Below are 19,995 nucleotides of genomic sequence, written 5' to 3' on the forward strand. Positions count from 1 at the left end.
GCTGTGCCTGCTGGTTGTTGTCGCCTTTATCAAGGTATATCTGTTCGCCTAAACCACAGCGCTTCCCCACCTTTACCCTTGCCCTATTGCCTATTGCCTATTGCCTATTGCCGTTGTTGCATTACAATTGAGAATGAACGTTCACACCCAGAAGGTGAACAACACATTTCTTGGCAAAGGATCGGGACATGATATCCACCAGCGACAGCAAGCAGGCTAAAGTACAGGCCCGCCGCGATCAGATTGTCGACGCCGCAAAACTCTGCTTTCGCCAGCACGGTTTCCACGCCGCCAGCATGGCGGAAATCGCGCATGCCTCGCAGCTGAGCGTTGGCCAGATCTACCGCTATTTCGACAATAAAGACGCCATCATCGAAGAGATCGTCAACCGCATCATCGCCAGTAAAATGCGCCGCCTGGAAGATCTCGGCGACCATATCAACCTGATCGCCGGCACTCTGGCAGCACGCAGCCTGTTTCAGCAACCGGGCGAAACTGAAACCGATCACATGCTGATGCTGGAAGTGACCGCTGAAGCCACCCGTAACCCGACGGTGGCGAAAATGCTCAGCGATGCGGAAACGCGCTTGTTCCACCATGTTTGCCAAAGCCTGCGTCGGCTCTACCCGTATTTCAGCGAGCAGGAAATTGCCGCCAGGGTGGAATTTATTGCCGTATTAAGCGAAGGCACCGGCTATCGCATACTCACCACACAAAAAGCCGACGTCAGCTTGCTGAACGGCTTATATCAACAAGCTATCTCTCACCTGTTCAGGAAACCTTAATCCTTATGACCAGACCATTAGCCAGACAACGTCTGGTGTACGCGCTCGTGCTTGGCCTGCTCGCCTCACTGGGGCCGCTGTGCATCGATCTCTACCTGCCCGCTCTGCCGGAGATGGCCGGAGAGCTGAATACCTCTACCGCCACGGCACAGCTCAGCCTGACCGCCGGCCTGCTGGGGTTAGGCGTCGGTCAGCTGATTTTCGGCCCTTACAGCGACAAGCTCGGCCGCATGCGTCCGCTGCTGGTGTCGTTAACACTGCTGCTGTTCGCGTCACTGTGGTGCGCGTTGGCGCCGAATATCGACCAGTTGTTGATTGCCCGCCTGTTGCAAGGGCTGGCCGGGGCCGGTGGTGCCGTCATTTCGCGCGCTATAGCCCGCGATCTCTATTCCGGGCATGAACTGACACGGTTCTTCGCCCTGCTGATGTTGGTTAACGGCCTGGCGCCGATCGTTGCGCCAGTGCTGGGGGGAGCCATGCTGCAGTTCATGGACTGGCGAGGAATTTTCGGCGTGCTGGCAGGTATCGCAGTGCTGCTGTTTACGCTAGCCAGTTTGAAGCTCAGCGAGTCACTGCCCGCGGAACGTCGCAGCCAGGGCGGGATTTTGGCGATGTTGCAGTCGCTGGGCGGCTTGCTGACCCAACGCCAATTTATGGGCCTGTGCCTGACGCAAGGTTTCGTCATGGCCGGGATGTTCGCCTACATCGGCGCCTCTCCTTTCGTGCTGCAACAGATTTACGGCCTCAGCCCACAGATGTTCAGCCTGTGCTTCGCCATCAACGGCGTCGGGCTGATTATTTCGGCGCAAATATCCAGTCGCCTGAGCATACATTGGGGAGAAAGAAAGGTGCTGAAAGGCGGCTTAACGCTGGCTGCGGTTTCCTCGCTGCTGCTGTTGCTGGCTGCCAGCCTGCATGCCCCGCTGGTGCTATTGCTGGTGCCGCTGTTCTTCTCGGTAGCGGTGATCGGCATCGTGGGCCCTACGGCGTCATCTTTGGCGATGCAAAGCCAAGGGGACAAAGCCGGCAGCGCCTCCGCATTGATTGGCGTGAGCATGTTTGCTTTGGGTGCCTGCAGCGTGCCACTTACCGGCCTGGGCGGCACCTCCAGCGTGTCGATGGCGCTAACCATCGTCGGCTGTTATGCCATCGCCATCGTGCTGTTTAAGCTGCTGGTACGTAAACCGCAGGCGTAAATCGTCGTAAAAAGGCAATAAAAAACCCGCTCTGAGAGCGGGTTTTAAGAATTTCGGCTACTGTAGCTTAGATAGCGATAACGTTAGCAGCAGATGGCCCTTTGGCACCGTTCGTGATTTCAAATTCTACACGCTGGCCTTCAGCAAGAGTTTTGAAACCATTGCTAGCGATGGCAGAGAAGTGAACGAAAACGTCCTTGCTACCATCTTCCGGAGTAATGAAGCCGAAGCCTTTGGATTCATTAAACCACTTAACGCTACCTTTAATCTTAGACATCAAACTTACCTTTAACGTGAATGTAAGACACAAAACGTGTGTCCAGTACAGTACAGCAATTAGACGGGATTTTGTCCACAACCTGGATCACATAAAAACGATAAAAAGTGAAAAAATCCGTCTCCGCCGCTGTAAACCACCCAGCCCCTTGGCCATTGCCGCCACGGGCAGTCCAATCCTCTCTAAACCCCAGCGAACAGCGGTCGAACGCCTGTTTGATGGGGCGTCAATGCGTATTGACGGCGTGATGCAGACACAATCGCTATGAAATATAACCATATAGTCTTTTTGCTTCCGGCCGCGCTGCACTAGGGTTAAAACTTGTTAACCACTGTGAGCCAAGACTATGACCAGCCAACTGGCCGAAAAAATCATCGCCTATCGCCGTGAACTGCATCAGAACCCTGAGCTGTCCAACCATGAGTTTGCCACGACCGCCCGCCTCACCCGTTGGCTGGAAGAGGCCGGTATCCGTATTTTGCCGCTCGGGCTGAAGACTGGCGTAGTGGCCGAAATCGGCAGTGGCAAGGGGCCGATCATTGCGCTGCGTGGCGATATTGACGCCTTGCCGATCGAAGAAATTTCCGGCGTGCCGTTCAGCTCGCAAAACAGCGGCGTGATGCACGCCTGCGGACATGATTTTCACACGTCGGTCATGCTCGGCGCCGCGCACTTGTTGAAAGCGCGTGAGGCGACTCTGCCCGGTACGGTGCGTATTTTCTTCCAGCCAGCAGAAGAAACCTTCAACGGAGCTCAACACCTGATCGACGCCGGTGCGCTGGATAACGTGGCGGCAGTGTTCGGTTTGCACAATGCCCCCGAATTGCCGACCGGCACCTTTGCCACCCGAGCAGGCCCGTTTTACGCCAACGTCGATCGTTTCCAAATTCTGATCACCGGCAAGGGCGCGCACGCTGCCAAGCCGGAGCAAGGGGTCGACACCATCGTCACCGCCAGCCAGATCGTTACCGCATTGCAAACCCTGCCCAGCCGCAGCTTCAGTTCGCTGGAATCCCTGGTGGTGAGCGTCACGCGTATCGAGGGCGGCAATACCTGGAACGTTCTGCCGCAGACCGTAGAGCTGGAGGGCACGGTGCGCACCCACAGTGATGCGGTTCGCCGTCAGGTACCGGATAAAATCCGCCAGGTGATTAACGGCGTGGCAGCCTCGCTTGGCGCAGAAGCAGAATTGCGCTGGCAGGCCGGGCCACCGGCGGTCATCAACGACCCACGCTGGGCAGCGTTCAGCAAAACCGTCGCCGCCGAAGCGGGTTACCGGGTGGAAGAAGCCGAGTTACAAATGGGCGGCGAAGACTTCGCGCTTTATCTGCATCATGTCCCGGGCGTGTTCGTCAGCATCGGTTCGGCAAGCGAGTTCGGCCTGCACCATCCGCGTTTCAATCCGGATGAACAGGCGATTTTCCCCGCTTCGCAATATTTCGAACTGTTGGCGGAGCGCACGCTGCAACAATTAACCACGGTGCCGGAAAAAGCCACCAGCAACGTGTAAACCTGTCTGATTATTATTTCGCGGCGTAGAGTATTCTGCGCTGCGATTTATTATTTCCCTCACCGTTATATTTGCTATTTTCAACATTTGAATATGCTGTTTTGTTGTTTTACATCCTGATGACGCTAATCAATAGTGGAGCTCTAAAGAGAGCGCCACACCGGCATTTAACAGGGTGAAAGCAATGAGCAACAGTGCGAATAATCAACGGCAATTACGTCTTGGCGCCATTTTGCATGGCGCGTCGGGAAATATGTCTGCCTGGCGGCATCCGGATGCCACCGCCGACGCCAGTATTAATCTCGATTTTAATATTGCCACGGCGAAAAAAGCCGAACAGGGTAAATTGGATTTCGTGTTTGTTGCCGACGGCTTATATATCAATGAGAAGTCCATCCCGCACTTTCTCAATCGTTTTGAACCGCTAACCCTGCTTGCCGCCCTGTCCGCAGCGACCGACAAAATCGGCCTGGTGGGCACATTATCCACCTCCTACAGCGATCCTTTTACCGTGGCTCGCCAGTTCGCCAGCCTCGATCACCTGAGTAAAGGCCGGGCGGGCTGGAACGTTGTCACCTCGCCACTGGAAGGATCCGCGAAAAATTTCTCGCGCGCCGAACATCCGGAACACAGCTTGCGTTACCGCATTGCCAGCGAATACCTCGACGTAACCAAAGGGCTGTGGGACTCGTGGGAAGCCGACGCCTTCGTGCGCAACAAGCAGAGCGGCGAATTTTTCAGTGCCGGAAAACTGCATACCCTGAACCATCAGGGAGAGTTCTTCTCTGTTCAGGGGCCACTGAATATTGGCCGTACGCCGCAGGGCCGTCCGATCCTGTTCCAGGCGGGCGCTTCGGAAGACGGCAAGCAATTGGCGGCCAAACACGCCGATGCCATCTTCACTCATCATGAATCGCAACAACAGGCGCAAGCATTTTATCAGGACGTCAAAAAACAGTTGGTGGAACAAGGGCGCGAACCGGATGACCTGCGGATCTTCCAGGGCGTCAGCGTGATCGTCGGTGACGATAATGAAGACGTGGAGCGTCAGTATTGGGAAACCGCGCGCCTGGTCAGCATCGAAAATGCGCTCAATTATCTGGGCCGCTACTTTGAGCACTATGACTTTTCGCGTCACCCGCTGGATGAACCCTTCCCAGACATTGGCGACCTGGGGCAAAACAGCTTTCGCAGCACCACCGACGCCATCAAACGCAACGCCCGTGAGCGCAATCTGACGCTGCGTGAAGTGGCGCTGGAGGCGGCCTCACCACGTCCGGTATTCGGCGGTACGCCGGAAGCGGTGGCCGACGGCCTGCAAAACTGGTTCGACACCCAGGCCGCCGACGGTTTCATCATCAGCGGCGGTACGCCAAATTCATTCAGCCACTTTGTCGACCGCGTAGTGCCCATTTTGCAACAACGCGGCCTGTTCCGCAGTGATTACAACGGCGACACGCTGCGCGATCACCTTGGCCTGAAGCAGCCACTGAACCAATTTACCCAATAACAATAATATTATTTTCAGGGATAGCTGCTATGCGAAATACCTTTACCGTCACCGCCGTTGCCGCACTCCTGGCTTCGTTAAGCCTGGCCGGCACGGCGCTGGCAGCCGGCACCGGCATCGATTTAAAAGCCAATGAAACCCGCATTCATGTGGCTAAAAACCCGCAGGCGATCGCCAAACTGCCGCAAGGTTTCCATTTCGTGCAACCGGGCAAGTTCACCGTGGCGATTGCCGCGCTCAATACCCCGCCGCTGGCGCTGTTCGCCTCGGACAATAAAACGTTGATTGGCAGCGAATCCGACATCGCACAGTTGGTCGCCGACAGTCTGGGCCTGGAACTGAACGTGGTGCAAACCTCGTGGGAAGACTGGCCGCTGGGCGTCGCCTCTGGCAAATACGACGCCGCCATCACCAACGTCACCGTGACCAAAGAGCGTAAGACACGCTTTGATTTCGCCACCTATCGCATCGATTCCCTCGGCTTCTACGTGAAATCGGGCGGCAAGATCACTTCGATTAAAGAGGCCAAAGACATCGCCGGGTTGAAGATCATCGTCGGCTCAGGCACCAACCAGGAAGCCATTCTGCTGAACTGGGACAAACAGAACCAACAACAAGGGCTGAAACCACTGCAGCCTGTCTACGTCACCGATGATGCCGCCGCCACGCTGGCTCTCCAGTCCGGCCGCGCCGACGCTTATTTCGGTCCCAATGTGATGGGTGCCTACAAGGCTGCGCTCAATGGCCGTACCAAACTGGCGGGCACGGTAGACGGCGGCTGGCCAAAAGTGGCGCACATTGCCGTCACCACCAAAAAAGGCAATGGCCTGGTGTCCGCAGTGAACGAAGCGCTGAACGGGGTGATCCAGGGGGGGCAATACGATCAGGTATTGAATCGTTGGGGTGAGAGCGTCGAACGCATTCCGCACTCGGAGATCAACCCACAGGGCTTGGGCGATTAGGAGCATACAGATGGCAAATGACGTTTTTATCCAAACGCTGCCGGACGATCCGCTGATCGAACCGGTGATCGCAGGGTTGTTCGACGAGTACCGCCGACGCTACGGCAACTATTTTGGTGACCAGGAGCAGGAAACGCTGGATCTGTACGCCCCACCACAGGGTGCCTTTATCGTGCTGCTGCGGGCCGGAGAGCCCATCGCCATGGGAGCTTTCAAACGCTACGATCCGCAAACTGCCGAGCTCAAGCGTATCTGGACCCGAACAGACCTGCGCCGACAGGGGCTGGCGCAGCGGGTATTGCAACAGTTGGAAACGCTGGCGCTGGAACAGGGTTATCGTCAGCTCTATCTGACCACCGGCTTTCGCCAGCCGGAGGCCGTGGGCCTGTATTTGAGCAACGGCTATCAGCCACAGTTCGATCCCAGCGTCGACAGTGAGGTCTACAGCCGCCCGCCCTACGACGGCCGACTGCCGTTTCGCAAAAGCCTGACAACAGCGGACGCACTCTGTTGCGCGCCGGAAAGGAAGATTGCCTAGGGGGCAGCCCCCTTCTTAACCCTTTTTTATCTGTTTCAGGAGATCTGCAATGTCCAAACAAGAAGTGTTAAAAGTGGTTCCCGCACGCTACCCGCTACGGCTGGTGGGCGCGCTGTTTTCAGTCTTTATTCTGGCGGCCATCGTCCAGTCGGTGGCGGCTAACGAACGTTGGGAATGGGGCGTATTCGCCGAGTGGTTCTTTGCACCGGCGGTGCTGTCGGGGTTGGGGCAGACCCTGCTGCTGACGCTGCTTGGCACCCTGTTCAGCATCATCTTCGGCACCCTGCTGGCGCTGGCGCGGCTGTCACGCTCTTATCTGCTGGCCTCGCTGGCGTGGGGGTATATCTGGCTGTTCCGCTCACTGCCGCTGATTCTGGTGCTGATTATTTTGTATAACTTTTCATACCTGTACGATGCGATTTCGTTAGGTATTCCCTTTACTTCGGTGGTGTTCGCCAGCTATCCGACCATCGATATTCTCAGCCAGTTCTCCGTGGCGGTGCTGGGGCTGACGCTGGTGCAATCGGCCTATACCGCAGAAATCATCCGCGGCGGCATTCTCGGCGTGGAATACGGCCAGCATGAGGCCGCGGCGGCGCTTGGCCTGCCGGGTTATCGGCGCACCTTTCGTATCATTCTGCCGCAGGCGCTGCGCTCCATCGTTCCGACCGGTTTCAACGAAATCATCAGCCTGGCGAAAGGCACTTCCATCGTTTACGTATTGGCGCTGCCTGAGCTGTTTTACACCATTCAGGTGATCTATAACCGCACTCAGCAGGTGATCCCACTGCTGATGGTCGCCACGATTTGGTACCTGTTCATCACCACCGCACTGTCGGTCATTCAGTATTACATTGAGCGCTATTTCGCCCGGGGCGCGGTCCGCGAACTGCCGCCAACGCCATGGCAGAAACTGGCCGGCTGGTTAAAACGTTAGGAGGATCCCATGTCCGAAGCCATTGATTATTATGCCCTGCGCGAAGCGCCGGTGCGCAACATTGTCCCGGTACCGGCCCGCGGCCTGATTGAGATCAGCAACGTGAGCAAATATTTCGGCAAGCATAAAGCGCTGGACGACGTCAGCCTGACGCTGCAGCCGGGAACCGTCACGGTCATTCTTGGTCCCTCAGGTTCCGGCAAGTCCACCCTGCTGCGAGCCATTAATCATCTCGAGCGCGTCGACGAAGGTTTTATCCGTATCGACGGCGACTACGTCGGCTACCGACGCAAGGGTGACAAGCTGTATGAGCTGAAAGAAAACGCCATTCTCAAGCAGCGCATCAACGTTGGCTATGTGTTCCAGAACTTCAACCTGTTCCCTCACCTTACGGTTCTGGAAAACATCGTTGAAGCGCCGGTGGTACATAAGATTTACTCGCGGGCCCAGGCCAAAGAGGTCGCTTATCAACTGTTGGATACCGTCGGCCTGCGGCACAAGGCGGATGCCTACCCGCGTCACCTGTCCGGTGGTCAGCAACAGCGTATCGCCATTGCTCGTGCTCTGGCGCTGAATCCAAAGGTGATTTTGTTCGATGAACCGACTTCGGCGCTGGATCCTGAACTGGTTGGTGAAGTGTTGGACGTCATCAAAGGGCTGGCGGATCTGGGAGTTACGCTGGTGGTGGTAACCCATGAAATTGGCTTTGCGCGCGAAGCGGCGGATCAGATTGTCTTTATGGTCGATGGGCAAATCGTCGAACAGGGGAATGCGCGACAGGTACTGAACCATCCGCAGCATCACCGCACCGTCAACTTTCTCAATAAGGTTCTGTAACTGCAGGGCGCCCAACGGCGCCCCGTTCTATCATGCCTGCGCGAAACGGCGTTTTTCGGCGACGAAATCCAGCGGTTTGATGCCGTGCTGGTTGCGATCTTCTTCTGTCTGCAACGCTGACGGAATAAACCAGGTCACTTCAAACAACAGTCCGTCTGGATCATGACCGTAAATGCTCTTGTGCACGCCATGGTCTTCCTCCAGCCCAAGAATACCCCGCTGCGCCAATTGATCGCGAATGCGCTCCAGTTCGTCCAGGCTATCGACCTCCCAGGCCAGATGATACAACCCGGCCGGAGGTTCGTTTTCCGCCGGCGGCTCGCCGTTAGCGCGAAAAACACCGGCCCGCTGCTGCCCCAGGTTCTTGCTGAACAGCGCCAAATCGTGATCATTATCCGAATCGGCCGCCTGGGTAAACACCGCTTTATCGGGGCTGCCTGAAGGTTTGAGCTTGAATCCCAGCACCTGATGATAAAAGTCCGCGCTGTGCTGCACGTCACTGACATACAACACCGCGTGGTTAAGCCGTTTAATTCCCATCGATTTTCCCTTTCAGAAATGAATAAAGTCAGGCTGAAAATAGCATGCGGCCACCACGCGGCTAAATGCCGTTATCGCATTATCAAATGCCGGGCACGCAATCTGTCACTGCAAGGCATTCCGCGCTATCATAAGCACTGTATTGAACGACTTTATGAGAATGATGATGAACGGCAAGATAACGACTTTTTTTGAAGACAAAGGCTTCGGCTTTATTACCGATGAGAACGGGGAAAATCGTTATTTTCACGTGATTAAAGTGCAAAACCCGGAGCTGATTAAGAAAAACGCGGCGGTGACTTTCGAACCGACCAACAACACCAAAGGCCCGTCGGCATTTGCGGTCAAGGTGCTGGCGTCGAGCAAGTACATCATCATCGCCAACGAAAGAATCAAAATCACCAGCATCAAATCCTTCAATACTTTCACCAAGGAAGTGCCGGTGAAAGCGGACGTGGATAAAGAAAATACCGTGCTGTCGGTTGGCCTGCTGATGAACCGCATCCGCCCGCAGTCTGAGGACGCGTCCCAGACCATGCAAACGCTGCGCATGCTGACCATCACCACCTTCCAGAACGACACCCATACCTTCTCCGAGCACGAGATCGACATGGACGAAACGCTGAAAGTGCTTAAAAGCCTGTAATCCCTTTCCAGGCGTATAAAAAACATTCAAAGCAATTTGATATCACCTGTGTTAGCGTGGGTTTTCACCTGACACAGGCCATTTATTATGTCTGATACCAGCAGTGTTAAAGGTTTCATCAACCGCTCAACCCAAATCGCCTGCCCGAAATGCGCCTATGTGACGACTCAAAAGTGCTCGATGCTGCGGCAAAAAGTCATGCTGATCTGCCCAAACTGCGGCACCGAGTTTGAACCCAAGCAGAACTGACGCCTTTATTTAAACAGAATGTGGTCCACGCTGTTGCCACTGATCACATTAAACGACTCCACCCTGTTACGCCCCTGCGACTTGGCGCGATAAAGCGCGATATCTGCCATATTCATCAGCTGTTCCAGCGATTTCACCTCATTCATCGCCAGATTGGCGACGCCAACGCTGATAGTGATTTTTAGCGGAACCTTGCCACCAGGATACAACTCGGTTTTTTGCACCAATTGCCGTAAATGCTCCGCCAACGCCACACCCTGCGCCGCCAGCGCGCGCGGCAGCATAATGGCAAACTCTTCACCGCCCAAACGCCCAAACAGTTGATCGTGACGCAGCTCGCGCCTGACAATGTGGGCGAATGAAGCCAATACCTGATCGCCGGCCAAATGGCCGTGGGTATCATTGATCTGTTTAAAGTGATCAATATCGATCAACAGCAGCGACACCGCTTCTTTCGATTTATATTTGTGCTCCAGCATTTCACCGGCCTTGCGCGTCAGTGCATTACGCGCCAAGACGCCCGTAAGTAAATCATGATTGGCACTGTGCTCCAGGCGCCGCAGCAGCTTACGGTTAACCGCGATTGAGCTGGAAAGGATCAGCGGCCCCATGACCAACATGGCAATGCCCAGACGGGCTGACATCAGCGTATCGAGGTAGGCATTATGGTTGTTCGGCGTTTCATACAGCATCAGGTTAGCCGAAATGCTGCTGATCTCGGTCATGCCGGTTAGCAATGTCAGCAGCGTCACGGTGAACAACTGATAGCGGACCGCGCACCACAGCAACGCAGGGATCGGAAAAGCAATCGCCCCCGGCCCGCCGATATACACGCTAAATACCAGTGAAAACAGCAGCGCCAATAGCGGCATACTGGCACGCAGCTGCCAATTGATCTGCAGGCGCAGCAGTTGTTTAAGCCGCGGGGCGGCCAGCAATACCGGCAGCAACAGCAGGTTGGTCGAGAACTGTTCGCTGAACCACGCCAGCCAGGCGATAATCGCCGTGTTGTTGTACAGGCTGTCATTGCGCAGTATCGACAGTGTCGATGCCACTGCCGCACCGCTCAGGCTGGCGGTGAACATATAGAGGATTGCTTGGGGTTTGCCCATCCGGCGCTGCGACTGCGGCAACAGCAGCATCACACCGTAACCGGTAGCAATCAGGGACATGTTGCAGGCATTCAACCACAGCGCCAGCGACAGGCTTTCACCGTTGGTCAAATCGGCGGCGATCATCCCCAGATAGGTGATCAACCACCCCGCAGGGCTGGCATAGGCCGGTTTGCGTAATAATAGACCGAGTAAAATCGCATTCACCGGCCAAAACAGAGAAAGCGAACCTATTGGACGTGTAAAAATACCCAGCAGGGAAAGTAAATAGGCCAGCAGAAAAAGCGTGATCAACTGGATGGCGACCGGCAATCCCTGCTTGGCGTTTATTCTGGCGTTCATCGCCTTACCCATATATTTATAATCACCAGAGCAATTCTATGCATATTCCCTCGCCCGACATGATGAGGAGGACATAACAATCAGAGTTAAAATTAAAAAATACAGACAGATCAGCAACAAAGATAGATTCGTTTTTAATTAACAGAATGCTCTTAACGCCATCGCTCACCGGTATCCTGCAATGCGAAACGGATTTTCACCCGCCCGAAAATAATGTTCAAGGATATCTAACAGCATAGCGTAAACCATCACCGATGATCACAACGCCAAAACCATAATAATAAGATGGGTATTTTACCTACCGCTCAAGCCATGCTGCCGGTTATTATTTTCCGGTAAGACGCAACGAAGCGCAATTCATAAAAAAAGCCCGCGCAATGCGGGCTCGCTTGAAGAGCAGCTAATTGACAGTTACGACACGATCATTGCATGACCCTGTTGCCGCTCATTGTATCGCCGGAAGCTTAAGCCCACCTTAGCAACAAAAAACCCGGCCTAGGAACCGGGAATATTTGTACGAAATGCAGTGTTAGCCCAAGCAGGCTAATAACGCACACTAATTTACGCCCCAATTGTGTAGAAAAAATGAGCGCCCCAAAGCGTGCGTATGAATAAAAGCGTACCTGGCTAATCTCCCCCCCTGCGCGTGCAAGGGGATAATGCTTACGCCAATTTGGCGGCAAATGCCGCAACGCGCTGGCCGTACAGCGTAGCCGTTTCCAGATCGCCCGACAGCATTTCATCCACGCCGGCGTCTGCTGGGGTCTGCACCAGCAGACCAACGGACCCGCCGAGGTTGTTCACATCGGTACGTTGCGCCGCCTTGGTATTGGCCGGCATCAGCCCCAGACTGACCCACAGACCACCATGCTGAGAGGCCAGCGTTTGCAGCGCGATCAGCGTCACCTGCTTGTCGCCATTCAGGCTGGCGCTGTTAGTGAAGCCACCAAAAACCTTGTCCTGCCATTTGCGGGTAAACCAGGCTTTTGAACTGGCATCGGCGAATTTTTTGAACTGCCAGGACGGGCCCCCCATATAGGTCGGCGAACCAAAGATAATGGCATCCGCCTCATCCAGTTTTTGCCAGGCTTCATCGCTGATATTGCCTTCCTGATCGATAGCGATCAGTTCAGCTTCGGCACCTTGTGCAACCACGTTTGCCAAACGTTCGGTGTGGCCGTAGCCGGAGTGAAAAATTACCACTGTCTTCGCCATTAGAAACTCCCTGATCGTTGTATAAGGGTGCCTATGGCACCCGGGGATACTCTGATCCAATCTAATCAACTGTCTCCGGGGTGAATACCAAATTTATCTGACAGAGTTATTCAAAAAAACCGGATGCTTATCAGCTCGCTCCTGACCGTTAACCCTGCTGCCGGGCGAAGTCAATAAACGCGCGCAGCGGCCGCGGCATTTGCCGATTAGCGGGATAATAAAGGTAAAATCCGGGGAAAGGCGGCGTCCAGGCCGTGAGCAACGAAAGCAACCGGCCGTCCCTCAGGGCCTCAGCCACCTGGCTCTCGAACAAGTAGGCAATCCCCAGCCCATCCATAGCAGCACGCACCAGAACCTGCGGTTCATCCACGATCAAGGGCCCCTCCACTGCAATCTCCAGCTTTTCGCCACCGCGCTCGAACTCCCAGCGATAGAGACTGCCATTCGTCGGCCAGCGAGTATTTAGGCAACGATGCTGTCGTAGCGCATCCGGCGTCTGTGGTACGCCGTAACGAGCCAGGTATGTCGGCGATGCGACGACACACATGCGTTGCTCGCCTCCCAGCGCAACCGCCACCATGTCTTTTTCCAGCCGCTCATGCAAACGTACGCCCGCGTCGAAACCGGCGGCAACAATATCCACCAGCCGATCGTCCACGCTTAGATCCACCACAATATCGGGATAATGTGCATTGAACGGCGCTAACAACGGGGCCAGATAATAAATCGCCGCCAAGCCGGACGCGTTAAGGCGTAGCGTACCCGCCGGTTGTAAACGCAGCGCAGCCGTCTGGGTGACGGCGGCCTCAATTTCGGCCAAGGCCGGCGAAAGGCGCGCTAACAGCTGCTCCCCCGCTTGGGTGAGGGCCACACTGCGAGTAGTGCGATTCAACAGCCGAACACCAAGCCGGGTCTCCAGATTACGCTGAGTCTGGCTGAGTGCGGAAGCGGACATACCCAGTTGCGCTGCGGCACGGGCAAAACCGCCATGCTCCACAATGGCAGCAAAAGCGCGCAGCTCTGCAAAGTCACTTCCTCTCATTATGCCTCCTGCGCTTAATAATTCATGAAGATTATAGCGTATTCAATCAGAGTATCGCGGGGCCTATTCTGGGGAAAAACCACAGAGGAATGCACGATGCATACATCACTGGCCCTAAACCACTACCGTCTACTGGGCCGTTCCGGCCTGCGCGTCTCGCCGCTGGCACTCGGCACCATGACCTTCGGCACCGACTGGGGCTGGGGGGCGGAACAGGCGGAGGCCCGCCGTTTGTTTGACGTTTACGTCGAGCGCGGCGGCAATTTCATCGATACCGCCAACCGCTACACCGAAGGCAGCGCCGAGCGTTTTGTCGGGGAGTTCGCTGCCGGACGCCGCGATCGGTTGGTAATCGCCACTAAATACACGCTGCCCATGCAACCTGATAATCCCAACTCCGGCGGCAACCATCGCAAGAGCATGGTGCGCTCAGTGGAAGACAGCCTGCAGCGCCTTAATACCGATTATATCGACCTGCTGTATCTGCACGCCTGGGATTTCACCACACCGGTGGAAGAGATCATGCGCGCCATGGATAACCTGGTGCGCGCCGGCAAGGTGCTGTACCTGGCCGTGTCGGATCTGCCCGCCTGGCAGGCCGCCAGAATGCAAACCCTGGCAGAGTTGCGCGGCTGGTCACCGCTGATTGGCCTGCAGATCGAATACAGCCTGCTGGAACGCACCGTAGAGCGTGAGCTGATCCCGATGGCACAGGAAATGGGCCTCGGTGTGATCCCTTGGTCACCGCTGTCCGGCGGTATCTTGAGCGGCAAATACAGCCGACGTGATTTGCAGCCCATGGGGGAAGAGAACGGGACAAGGCGCGCAATGGTACGCAATAAGGGCATGCTGACCGAACGCAATCTTGTGATTGCCGAACAGGTACAGGCGCTGGCCGACGAATCCGGCTTCAGCGCTTCGCAAGTGGCCCTGGCCTGGACGCTGCGTAACCCGGCGGTGACCGCCCCCATTATTGGCGCACGTACGCTGGCGCAATTGGAAGATAATCTGGGGGCATTAGACGTCCGGCTCACAGAAGAGCAATGGCAACGGCTGGAAACTGCCAGTGCCATCGAGCTCGGTTTCCCCCATGATTTTCTGGCGTTGCAGGCCACGCGCGACATTATGTTTGGCGGGCAAATGATTGAGCGCAGGTAAAAAAAATCCCGCACAAGGCGGGATAAACTTAACAGGGATGGGGTAATACACTACAGGGAATGGATAACACACAACATCATCGGGTAGCTGTTAAATTACCAGCCACAATGTATAGAACTGTCATGCCTGCGTAAGGTTGCTCCGACAGATGTAACCTCGGATGGAAATGTGACATTTTTACTGCGGCGCCGCTTGTTCATCGGCGCCAAAGTCCCGGCACCGCCCTCGCAGAAATGATTAATAAACAATCAATAAAGGGCTATTAACCCCGAGCAATGCTAAACTGAGGCTCCTTACATCTACCCGGTGAAAGATATGTCTATCTTTGATGCCCTTAAGATGTTCAGCGACTCATCAGTAAAAGTGACCTGCCCGAAATGCGCTCACGTATCTGAACAAAACAGTCGCAAAATGCGTAAAAACATCACCATGATCTGCCCTAAATGCGGGCACTATTTCCTTCCTGACGAAAAATAGCCCCTCTCATTGGCGATACTGTATACCGTAAGCAGCCGGCGCTATCGCGGCGGCACAAAGCGGTCTGGATGGGATGACGGCTGTTAACGGATTTCAATGCTGATATCGGGGTAGGCCTTCTCACCGTCGCTGAGATAATGGCCCAACGACCGATAGGCCAATACATAAAGCGCTGTAGCTGCGCACAGGCAAAATAGCGTTACCAGCAAGAATTTTGATTTACGCACGGTGAGATCCTAATGGGCATTTGGCTTTATTTTAACGCCGCAGCATAAACAAAAGCTCAATTGTTCACCGATCTGATCGCACATAAACAAAGCCCCAGCGCAGAGCCGGGGCTTCAATATCGAATTATTCAGATAAACGAATCAACCCGGTCCCCTCTTTCCCTCCACGGTGGAATAGCAAGACAGTTGAGCAATGCCGTTCGCCAATCGTGGAGGCCGTATTCAGTGTTTATCCGGCAAGCGAGCCAACAGCAGTTCTCGCCGCCGTCCGCTGAAATACTTCAGCATCAGCGCCAGGCAAACCAACCAGGCAGGGATCAGCAACAGGCTAAAAATGGCCGCGGCGGGATACTGGTAACGCAGCAGTTCCGCACCGGCGAGCACGCCGAATATAGCGCCAAAACGCCCTACCCCATACATGCTGCCCACCCCGGTGGCGCGGCAACTGGTGGGATAATAGGAAGCAGACAGTGACGCCAGCGCAGATTGCCCGCCACCGGAAGCAAATCCCATCAAGAACACCAGTGAACCTAACAGCAGTGTATGAGTGACGTTACCAACCGCCAGGCCCACGCCATAGGCCAATACCCCGGCGACCAGATAGGTCAGCGCCAGGACCTTATTGGGTTCACGGCGATCCATCACCCAACCTATCACTATTGACCCCACCCCACCGCCTAACGGGAACAGCGCACTGATATGTGAAAATTGCAGCACCGACAGCCCCGCCTCTTTTAGCAACAGGGGCATCCAGCTAACAATCATGTAAAACACCAGCATGCTCATAAAACAGCTCAGCCACAGCAACCCTGTGACGGTGCGATGCGGAGAAGTCAGAATGGCACGGATAGCGGAATGTCCGTCGGCTATTTTTTCCGCAATGACGAAGTGCTCAGCCCGCTCGACCCCTTCCTTCTTTATGCGCTGTAAAACGGCGCGAATACGGGCGCTGGGATAACCCTTAAGCACCATATAGCGTACCGACTCCGGCAGTAGCCACGGCAGTGCTACACACAGCAGGATAGGCACCACGCCCCCTACCACCAACACTGAACGCCAGCCAAATGAAGGGATAAGGTAACCGGCCAGCAGGCCACCGACAGCCGCACCCAGCGGGAAACCGCACAGCATGGCACTGACTATCATGGTGCGCCGCTTACTGGGGCAATATTCGGACAGCAGCGTGATGCTATTGGGCATCGCAGCCCCTAACCCTAATCCGGTAATAAAACGCAGCAGGGTCAATGATCCTATCGAAGTTGACCAGGCGGTTGCCAGACTGAACACCCCAAACAACAATACGGAATAGATCACCGCCGGTTTGCGGCCCACCCTGTCCGCCAGCGGCCCGGACAGCAGCGAACCAAACGCCAGGCCAAACAACGCCGCGCTCATGGCGGGCCCCAGTTCGGCTTTCTGCACTCCCCATTCGTCCAGCAGTGAAGGGGCCACGTAGGCAATCGCAGCCATATCGTAACCGTCCATGAAAATCACCAAAAAACACAGCAGAAGCAGTAGCCATTGGAACGGGGAAAATGGCGATTGATCGATAAAGGCTTCAATATCCAGAGATGCACCATGAGACATGAGGTCAGGCTCCTGTCAGCGAATAGAGGGACTCTGCGGGCTGCCACGGGCTGGCGGCAGCCGGTGAGCGATTATAGTTTTATGCAGACATTGCTGATTTCAGAGTAAAAGTCCAAAGAGTGACGCCCGCCCTCGCGCCCCATGCCGGACAGTTTGCTGCCGCCAAACGGGGTGCGCAGATCGCGGGCATACCAGCTGTTAACCCAGACGATGCCGGTATGAACGCGCCGAGCCAGGCGATGCGCCCGCCCGACCTGACTGGTCCATAACGCGCAGGCCAGACCATATTGGCTGTCGTTGACCCGCGCCAGCACTTCCTCTTCGTTATCGAAAGGCGATATGTGACATACCGGTCCAAAAATCTCTTCGCGCACGCAGCGTGCGTCGTCGCCCAGGCCGGTCCAAATGGTTGGGCGGATCCAGGAGCCGTTATCGCGCTCGTCACCGAATACCGGTACCCCACCGCCGGTGATCAGGGTGGCTCCCTCGGTGCGGGCCAGCTCAAAGTAGGAAAGCACTTTGTCCCGATGCTTTTGCGACACCAGCGGGCCGAGATCCACGCCCTCCTCATCGGGATAACCTATTTTCAAGGCTTCGGCCCGTTGCTTTAATGCCGCGACGAAACGATCGAAGATCGGGCGCTCGACATAAACCCGTTCAGAGCACAAACACACTTGCCCAGTGTTGAAAAATGAGGAGCGTGCTACGCCAGCGACCGCCGCCTCAAAGTCAGCATCGGCAAACACCACCGCGGCATTTTTCCCGCCCAATTCGAAAGAGACTTCTTTTACGCCATCCGCCACCGCTTTCATGATGGCGCTGCCCGTACGAGATTCGCCGGTAAAGGAAACGGCGGCAATCTCCGGCTGGCGGGTAAGGTACTCGCCTGCGGAACCCGGTCCGAAACCGTGGATCAGGTTAAATACCCCGGCAGGCAAACCGGCCGCGTGCATCACTTGCGCCAGCAGCGTTGCTGAAGAGGGGGTTTCTTCCGACGGTTTGCACACCACGGTGTTACCCATGGCCAACGCTGGCCCGAGTTTCCAGGTCAGCAGCAGCAGCGGCAAATTCCAGGGAGAAATTACGGCCACCACCCCTAGCGGTTTGCGGACCGTATAGTTGAACAACAGGCCACCATCGGCCTGTGGCGTTTCGCAGCATTCATTGACCGAGGTTGCAGCTAGATCGGCGAAGGTACGGAAGTTGGCAATGGCGCGGGGAACGTCCAGCGTACGCGCCAGACTCTCGGGGCGTCCAGTGTCCGCCACTTCTGCCGCGACAAATTCGTCAAAACGGGCTTCGATACCCTCGGCCACCCGGTGCAATAGCGCCACACGTTCCGGCACGCTCAGTTGCCCCCAAGGCCCGGAGAGTGCGGCATGGGCGGCTTTGACCGCTGCCGCTACCTGCGCTTCCCCCGCTTCGGCAACTCGCGAAACGAGGTGTCCATCCACGGGGCTGATATTGTCGAACTGCCGGATCCCATCGACAAACTGGCCGTCGATATACAAGGGTAAATCCGGCGCGGATTGATAAATTGCCACGGCACTGTTCCTCCTGAGTCACAAAACGGCACGAAGAAACCTGCCATTGGCGTCTGAAAGCAACGCCGTTGGAGGGGAGCTTCGACCGGGTATCGTTACGCAGTGTAGGGAGCCGTAGAAATAAGGTGAAAATGAATAAAGCGGGCTTTGCTATGCCGTTTGGTTATAGCCAGGCAACGCATTGTCTTCCTGAACCGCCAATTTCAGGCATTCAATCAGTTGCCTGCTCGCCGGCGTCAAAGGCTTATCTTCACGGATGGAAAACCCGACCTCGGTGGAAGGGCCCACGTCGCCAAGCGGCAGTTGGAACAGCAGACCGGCCGCAATAAAGCGCCGCGCCGCGGCGGTCGGCATCAGGCCAAGGAATGAAGAATCCACCAGCAGGTTGACGTTGGTCAGCAGCGACAATGACTCCACGATATTTTCAGGGGCCGGCAGCCCGGACTCCTTGAAGAATTGATCGGCCACACGCCGGGCCGGCGAGTCGAGCGGCGGCAGGATCCACGGCCATGACGCAAGGTGTTGAAGGTTAAGATTGGCTTCTTGCACCAGCGGATGGCGGCTGCCGGCCACCACGCAAAGGCTGTTGCAATATAATGCCCGGTGACTCAGCGCCATGCGGGCGGTCAGAGGCGCATCGGGCTCGGGCAAACGCCCTACCACCACATCCAGCTCACCGGTCGCTAATGCAGGAAATAAGTAATCCTGCGGCCCTTCCCGTACGGTGACCTGAATTTTGGGTGCTCGCTCTTTCAGCAACAAGATGGCGCGCGGCAACAAACGGGCGCTGGCCGAGATCTGCGTTCCCACCACAACATGGCCGGTAACGCCGCCCTTGAAGGTGTTCAGCTCATCGGTCAGGTAGCGCAGCTCGGCAATCACCGATTTAACCCGCTCTCCCAGCAAGACACCACAGTCCGTTGGGGTTACGCCCCGATTATTACGGTCGAACAGGATGGTATCCAGCTGTTGTTCCAGTTCGCGGATCGCTTTGGTCACGGCGGGCTGGGTCAGATTCAGTTCCCGAGCCGCACGCGCAATCGACTGATTGCGTAATACCCGGTCAAAAATCAGCAGTGGACGCAGCTTGAGCCGGTTCAGGATCATATCGCTCACGTTAAAAGGGGAACGTTCATTCATTGCCGTTTACTCCCAAAAATCGTCTGGCCCAGGCACCAAGTCTGGCGACTATGGCATAACTTTAAGGAATAGCAAAAGCCACTTTATTCATTTTTCGCTTATTGGCCATCTGATTAGACTGCCCTGTATCCACTCTCGCCGGCTGGCTAAATCGTGTTCGCCAA

General features: G+C 55.7%; 20 protein-coding genes and 1 pseudogene. 12 read left to right on the plus strand and 9 right to left on the minus strand.

What is annotated here, in order from left to right:
* Positions 1-188: 188 nt before the first annotated feature.
* Both AC1RKG_RS13725 and AC1RKG_RS13730 read left to right on the plus strand, forming a co-directional pair.
* Positions 189-785 carry a TetR/AcrR family transcriptional regulator gene (locus AC1RKG_RS13725; protein WP_020825607.1) on the plus strand — a complete coding sequence of 199 codons (597 nt, stop codon included), beginning with the start codon at positions 189-191 and terminating at the stop codon, positions 783-785.
* Positions 786-790: 5 nt separating this feature from the next.
* Positions 791-1,981 carry a multidrug effflux MFS transporter gene (locus AC1RKG_RS13730; protein ID WP_174573864.1) on the plus strand — a complete coding sequence of 397 codons (1,191 nt, stop codon included), beginning with the start codon at positions 791-793 and terminating at the stop codon, positions 1,979-1,981.
* A 67-nt stretch (positions 1,982-2,048) separates the two neighbouring features.
* On the opposite strand, the gene cspE is transcribed toward AC1RKG_RS13730, so the two are convergent.
* A complete protein-coding gene (gene cspE, locus AC1RKG_RS13735) occupies positions 2,049-2,258 on the minus strand; it encodes a transcription antiterminator/RNA stability regulator CspE (RefSeq protein WP_002210315.1) in 210 nt (69 codons plus the stop codon).
* 346 nt (positions 2,259-2,604) lie between these two features.
* On the opposite strand from cspE, the gene AC1RKG_RS13740 reads away from it, so the two are divergent.
* From AC1RKG_RS13740 to AC1RKG_RS13765, 6 genes and pseudogenes are all read left to right on the plus strand, one after another.
* A complete protein-coding gene (locus AC1RKG_RS13740; protein WP_115059652.1) occupies positions 2,605-3,768 on the plus strand; it encodes a M20 peptidase aminoacylase family protein in 1,164 nt (387 codons plus the stop codon).
* Positions 3,769-3,952: 184 nt separating this feature from the next.
* Positions 3,953-5,276 (plus strand): annotated as a pseudogene (locus AC1RKG_RS13745) (LLM class flavin-dependent oxidoreductase); the annotation flags it as partial.
* Positions 5,277-5,307: 31 nt separating this feature from the next.
* A complete protein-coding gene (locus AC1RKG_RS13750; RefSeq protein ID WP_493183408.1) occupies positions 5,308-6,240 on the plus strand; it encodes an ABC transporter substrate-binding protein in 933 nt (310 codons plus the stop codon).
* A gap of 10 nt (positions 6,241-6,250) precedes the next feature.
* The gene (locus tag AC1RKG_RS13755; protein ID WP_046374299.1) at positions 6,251-6,778 is read left to right on the plus strand and encodes a GNAT family N-acetyltransferase; all 528 of its coding nucleotides are present in this window, start codon (positions 6,251-6,253) and stop codon (positions 6,776-6,778) included.
* A gap of 49 nt (positions 6,779-6,827) precedes the next feature.
* Positions 6,828-7,715 (plus strand): amino acid ABC transporter permease, encoded by an 888-nt coding sequence (locus tag AC1RKG_RS13760; RefSeq protein WP_020825601.1) that lies wholly within the window; start codon positions 6,828-6,830, stop codon positions 7,713-7,715.
* A gap of 9 nt (positions 7,716-7,724) precedes the next feature.
* Positions 7,725-8,552, plus strand: coding sequence for an amino acid ABC transporter ATP-binding protein (locus AC1RKG_RS13765; RefSeq protein WP_020825600.1), 828 nt, complete (start codon positions 7,725-7,727; stop codon positions 8,550-8,552).
* A 30-nt stretch (positions 8,553-8,582) separates the two neighbouring features.
* Here the strand turns inward: AC1RKG_RS13765 and AC1RKG_RS13770 are convergent, their stop codons facing one another.
* Complete coding sequence (locus AC1RKG_RS13770) at positions 8,583-9,092, minus strand: VOC family protein (RefSeq protein WP_197820233.1); 510 nt, start codon at positions 9,090-9,092, stop codon at positions 8,583-8,585.
* Positions 9,093-9,258: 166 nt separating this feature from the next.
* Here AC1RKG_RS13770 and AC1RKG_RS13775 point away from each other — a divergent pair, with 166 nt between their 5' ends.
* Entirely contained in the window at positions 9,259-9,738 is a 480-nt protein-coding gene (locus AC1RKG_RS13775) for a cold-shock protein (RefSeq protein WP_041415242.1), read from the plus strand.
* 87 nt (positions 9,739-9,825) lie between these two features.
* On the plus strand, positions 9,826-9,987 hold the full coding sequence (locus tag AC1RKG_RS13780; RefSeq protein WP_020825597.1) for a YnfU family zinc-binding protein: 162 nt from the start codon (positions 9,826-9,828) through the stop codon (positions 9,985-9,987).
* 5 nt (positions 9,988-9,992) lie between these two features.
* On the opposite strand, the gene AC1RKG_RS13785 is transcribed toward AC1RKG_RS13780, so the two are convergent.
* From AC1RKG_RS13785 to AC1RKG_RS13795, 3 genes are all read right to left on the minus strand, one after another.
* Complete coding sequence (locus AC1RKG_RS13785; protein WP_493183256.1) at positions 9,993-11,441, minus strand: GGDEF domain-containing protein; 1,449 nt, start codon at positions 11,439-11,441, stop codon at positions 9,993-9,995.
* A 663-nt stretch (positions 11,442-12,104) separates the two neighbouring features.
* A complete protein-coding gene (locus tag AC1RKG_RS13790; RefSeq protein WP_020825595.1) occupies positions 12,105-12,656 on the minus strand; it encodes a flavodoxin family protein in 552 nt (183 codons plus the stop codon).
* Between the two features lie 148 nt (positions 12,657-12,804).
* Positions 12,805-13,698, minus strand: coding sequence for a LysR family transcriptional regulator (locus AC1RKG_RS13795; RefSeq protein WP_174573860.1), 894 nt, complete (start codon positions 13,696-13,698; stop codon positions 12,805-12,807).
* 96 nt (positions 13,699-13,794) lie between these two features.
* On the opposite strand from AC1RKG_RS13795, the gene AC1RKG_RS13800 reads away from it, so the two are divergent.
* Both AC1RKG_RS13800 and AC1RKG_RS13805 read left to right on the plus strand, forming a co-directional pair.
* Positions 13,795-14,856: an aldo/keto reductase gene (locus AC1RKG_RS13800; protein ID WP_493183257.1), complete on the plus strand. Its 1,062-nt coding sequence runs from the start codon at positions 13,795-13,797 to the stop codon at positions 14,854-14,856.
* A gap of 315 nt (positions 14,857-15,171) precedes the next feature.
* Positions 15,172-15,333 carry a YnfU family zinc-binding protein gene (locus tag AC1RKG_RS13805; RefSeq protein WP_217330903.1) on the plus strand — a complete coding sequence of 54 codons (162 nt, stop codon included), beginning with the start codon at positions 15,172-15,174 and terminating at the stop codon, positions 15,331-15,333.
* 83 nt (positions 15,334-15,416) lie between these two features.
* Here the strand turns inward: AC1RKG_RS13805 and AC1RKG_RS13810 are convergent, their stop codons facing one another.
* The 4 genes from AC1RKG_RS13810 to AC1RKG_RS13825 form a co-directional block, all read right to left on the minus strand.
* Positions 15,417-15,560 carry a hypothetical protein gene (locus AC1RKG_RS13810; RefSeq protein WP_165366286.1) on the minus strand — a complete coding sequence of 48 codons (144 nt, stop codon included), beginning with the start codon at positions 15,558-15,560 and terminating at the stop codon, positions 15,417-15,419.
* 222 nt (positions 15,561-15,782) lie between these two features.
* A complete protein-coding gene (locus AC1RKG_RS13815; protein WP_122077561.1) occupies positions 15,783-17,147 on the minus strand; it encodes an MFS transporter in 1,365 nt (454 codons plus the stop codon).
* Positions 17,148-17,218: 71 nt separating this feature from the next.
* Positions 17,219-18,691 (minus strand): 2-hydroxymuconic semialdehyde dehydrogenase, encoded by a 1,473-nt coding sequence (locus tag AC1RKG_RS13820; protein ID WP_259216542.1) that lies wholly within the window; start codon positions 18,689-18,691, stop codon positions 17,219-17,221.
* Between the two features lie 150 nt (positions 18,692-18,841).
* Positions 18,842-19,831: a LysR substrate-binding domain-containing protein gene (locus AC1RKG_RS13825; protein ID WP_493183258.1), complete on the minus strand. Its 990-nt coding sequence runs from the start codon at positions 19,829-19,831 to the stop codon at positions 18,842-18,844.
* Positions 19,832-19,995: the final 164 nt, after the last annotated feature.

The organism is Serratia sp. GW822-FHT06D09 (assembly GCF_058799515.1).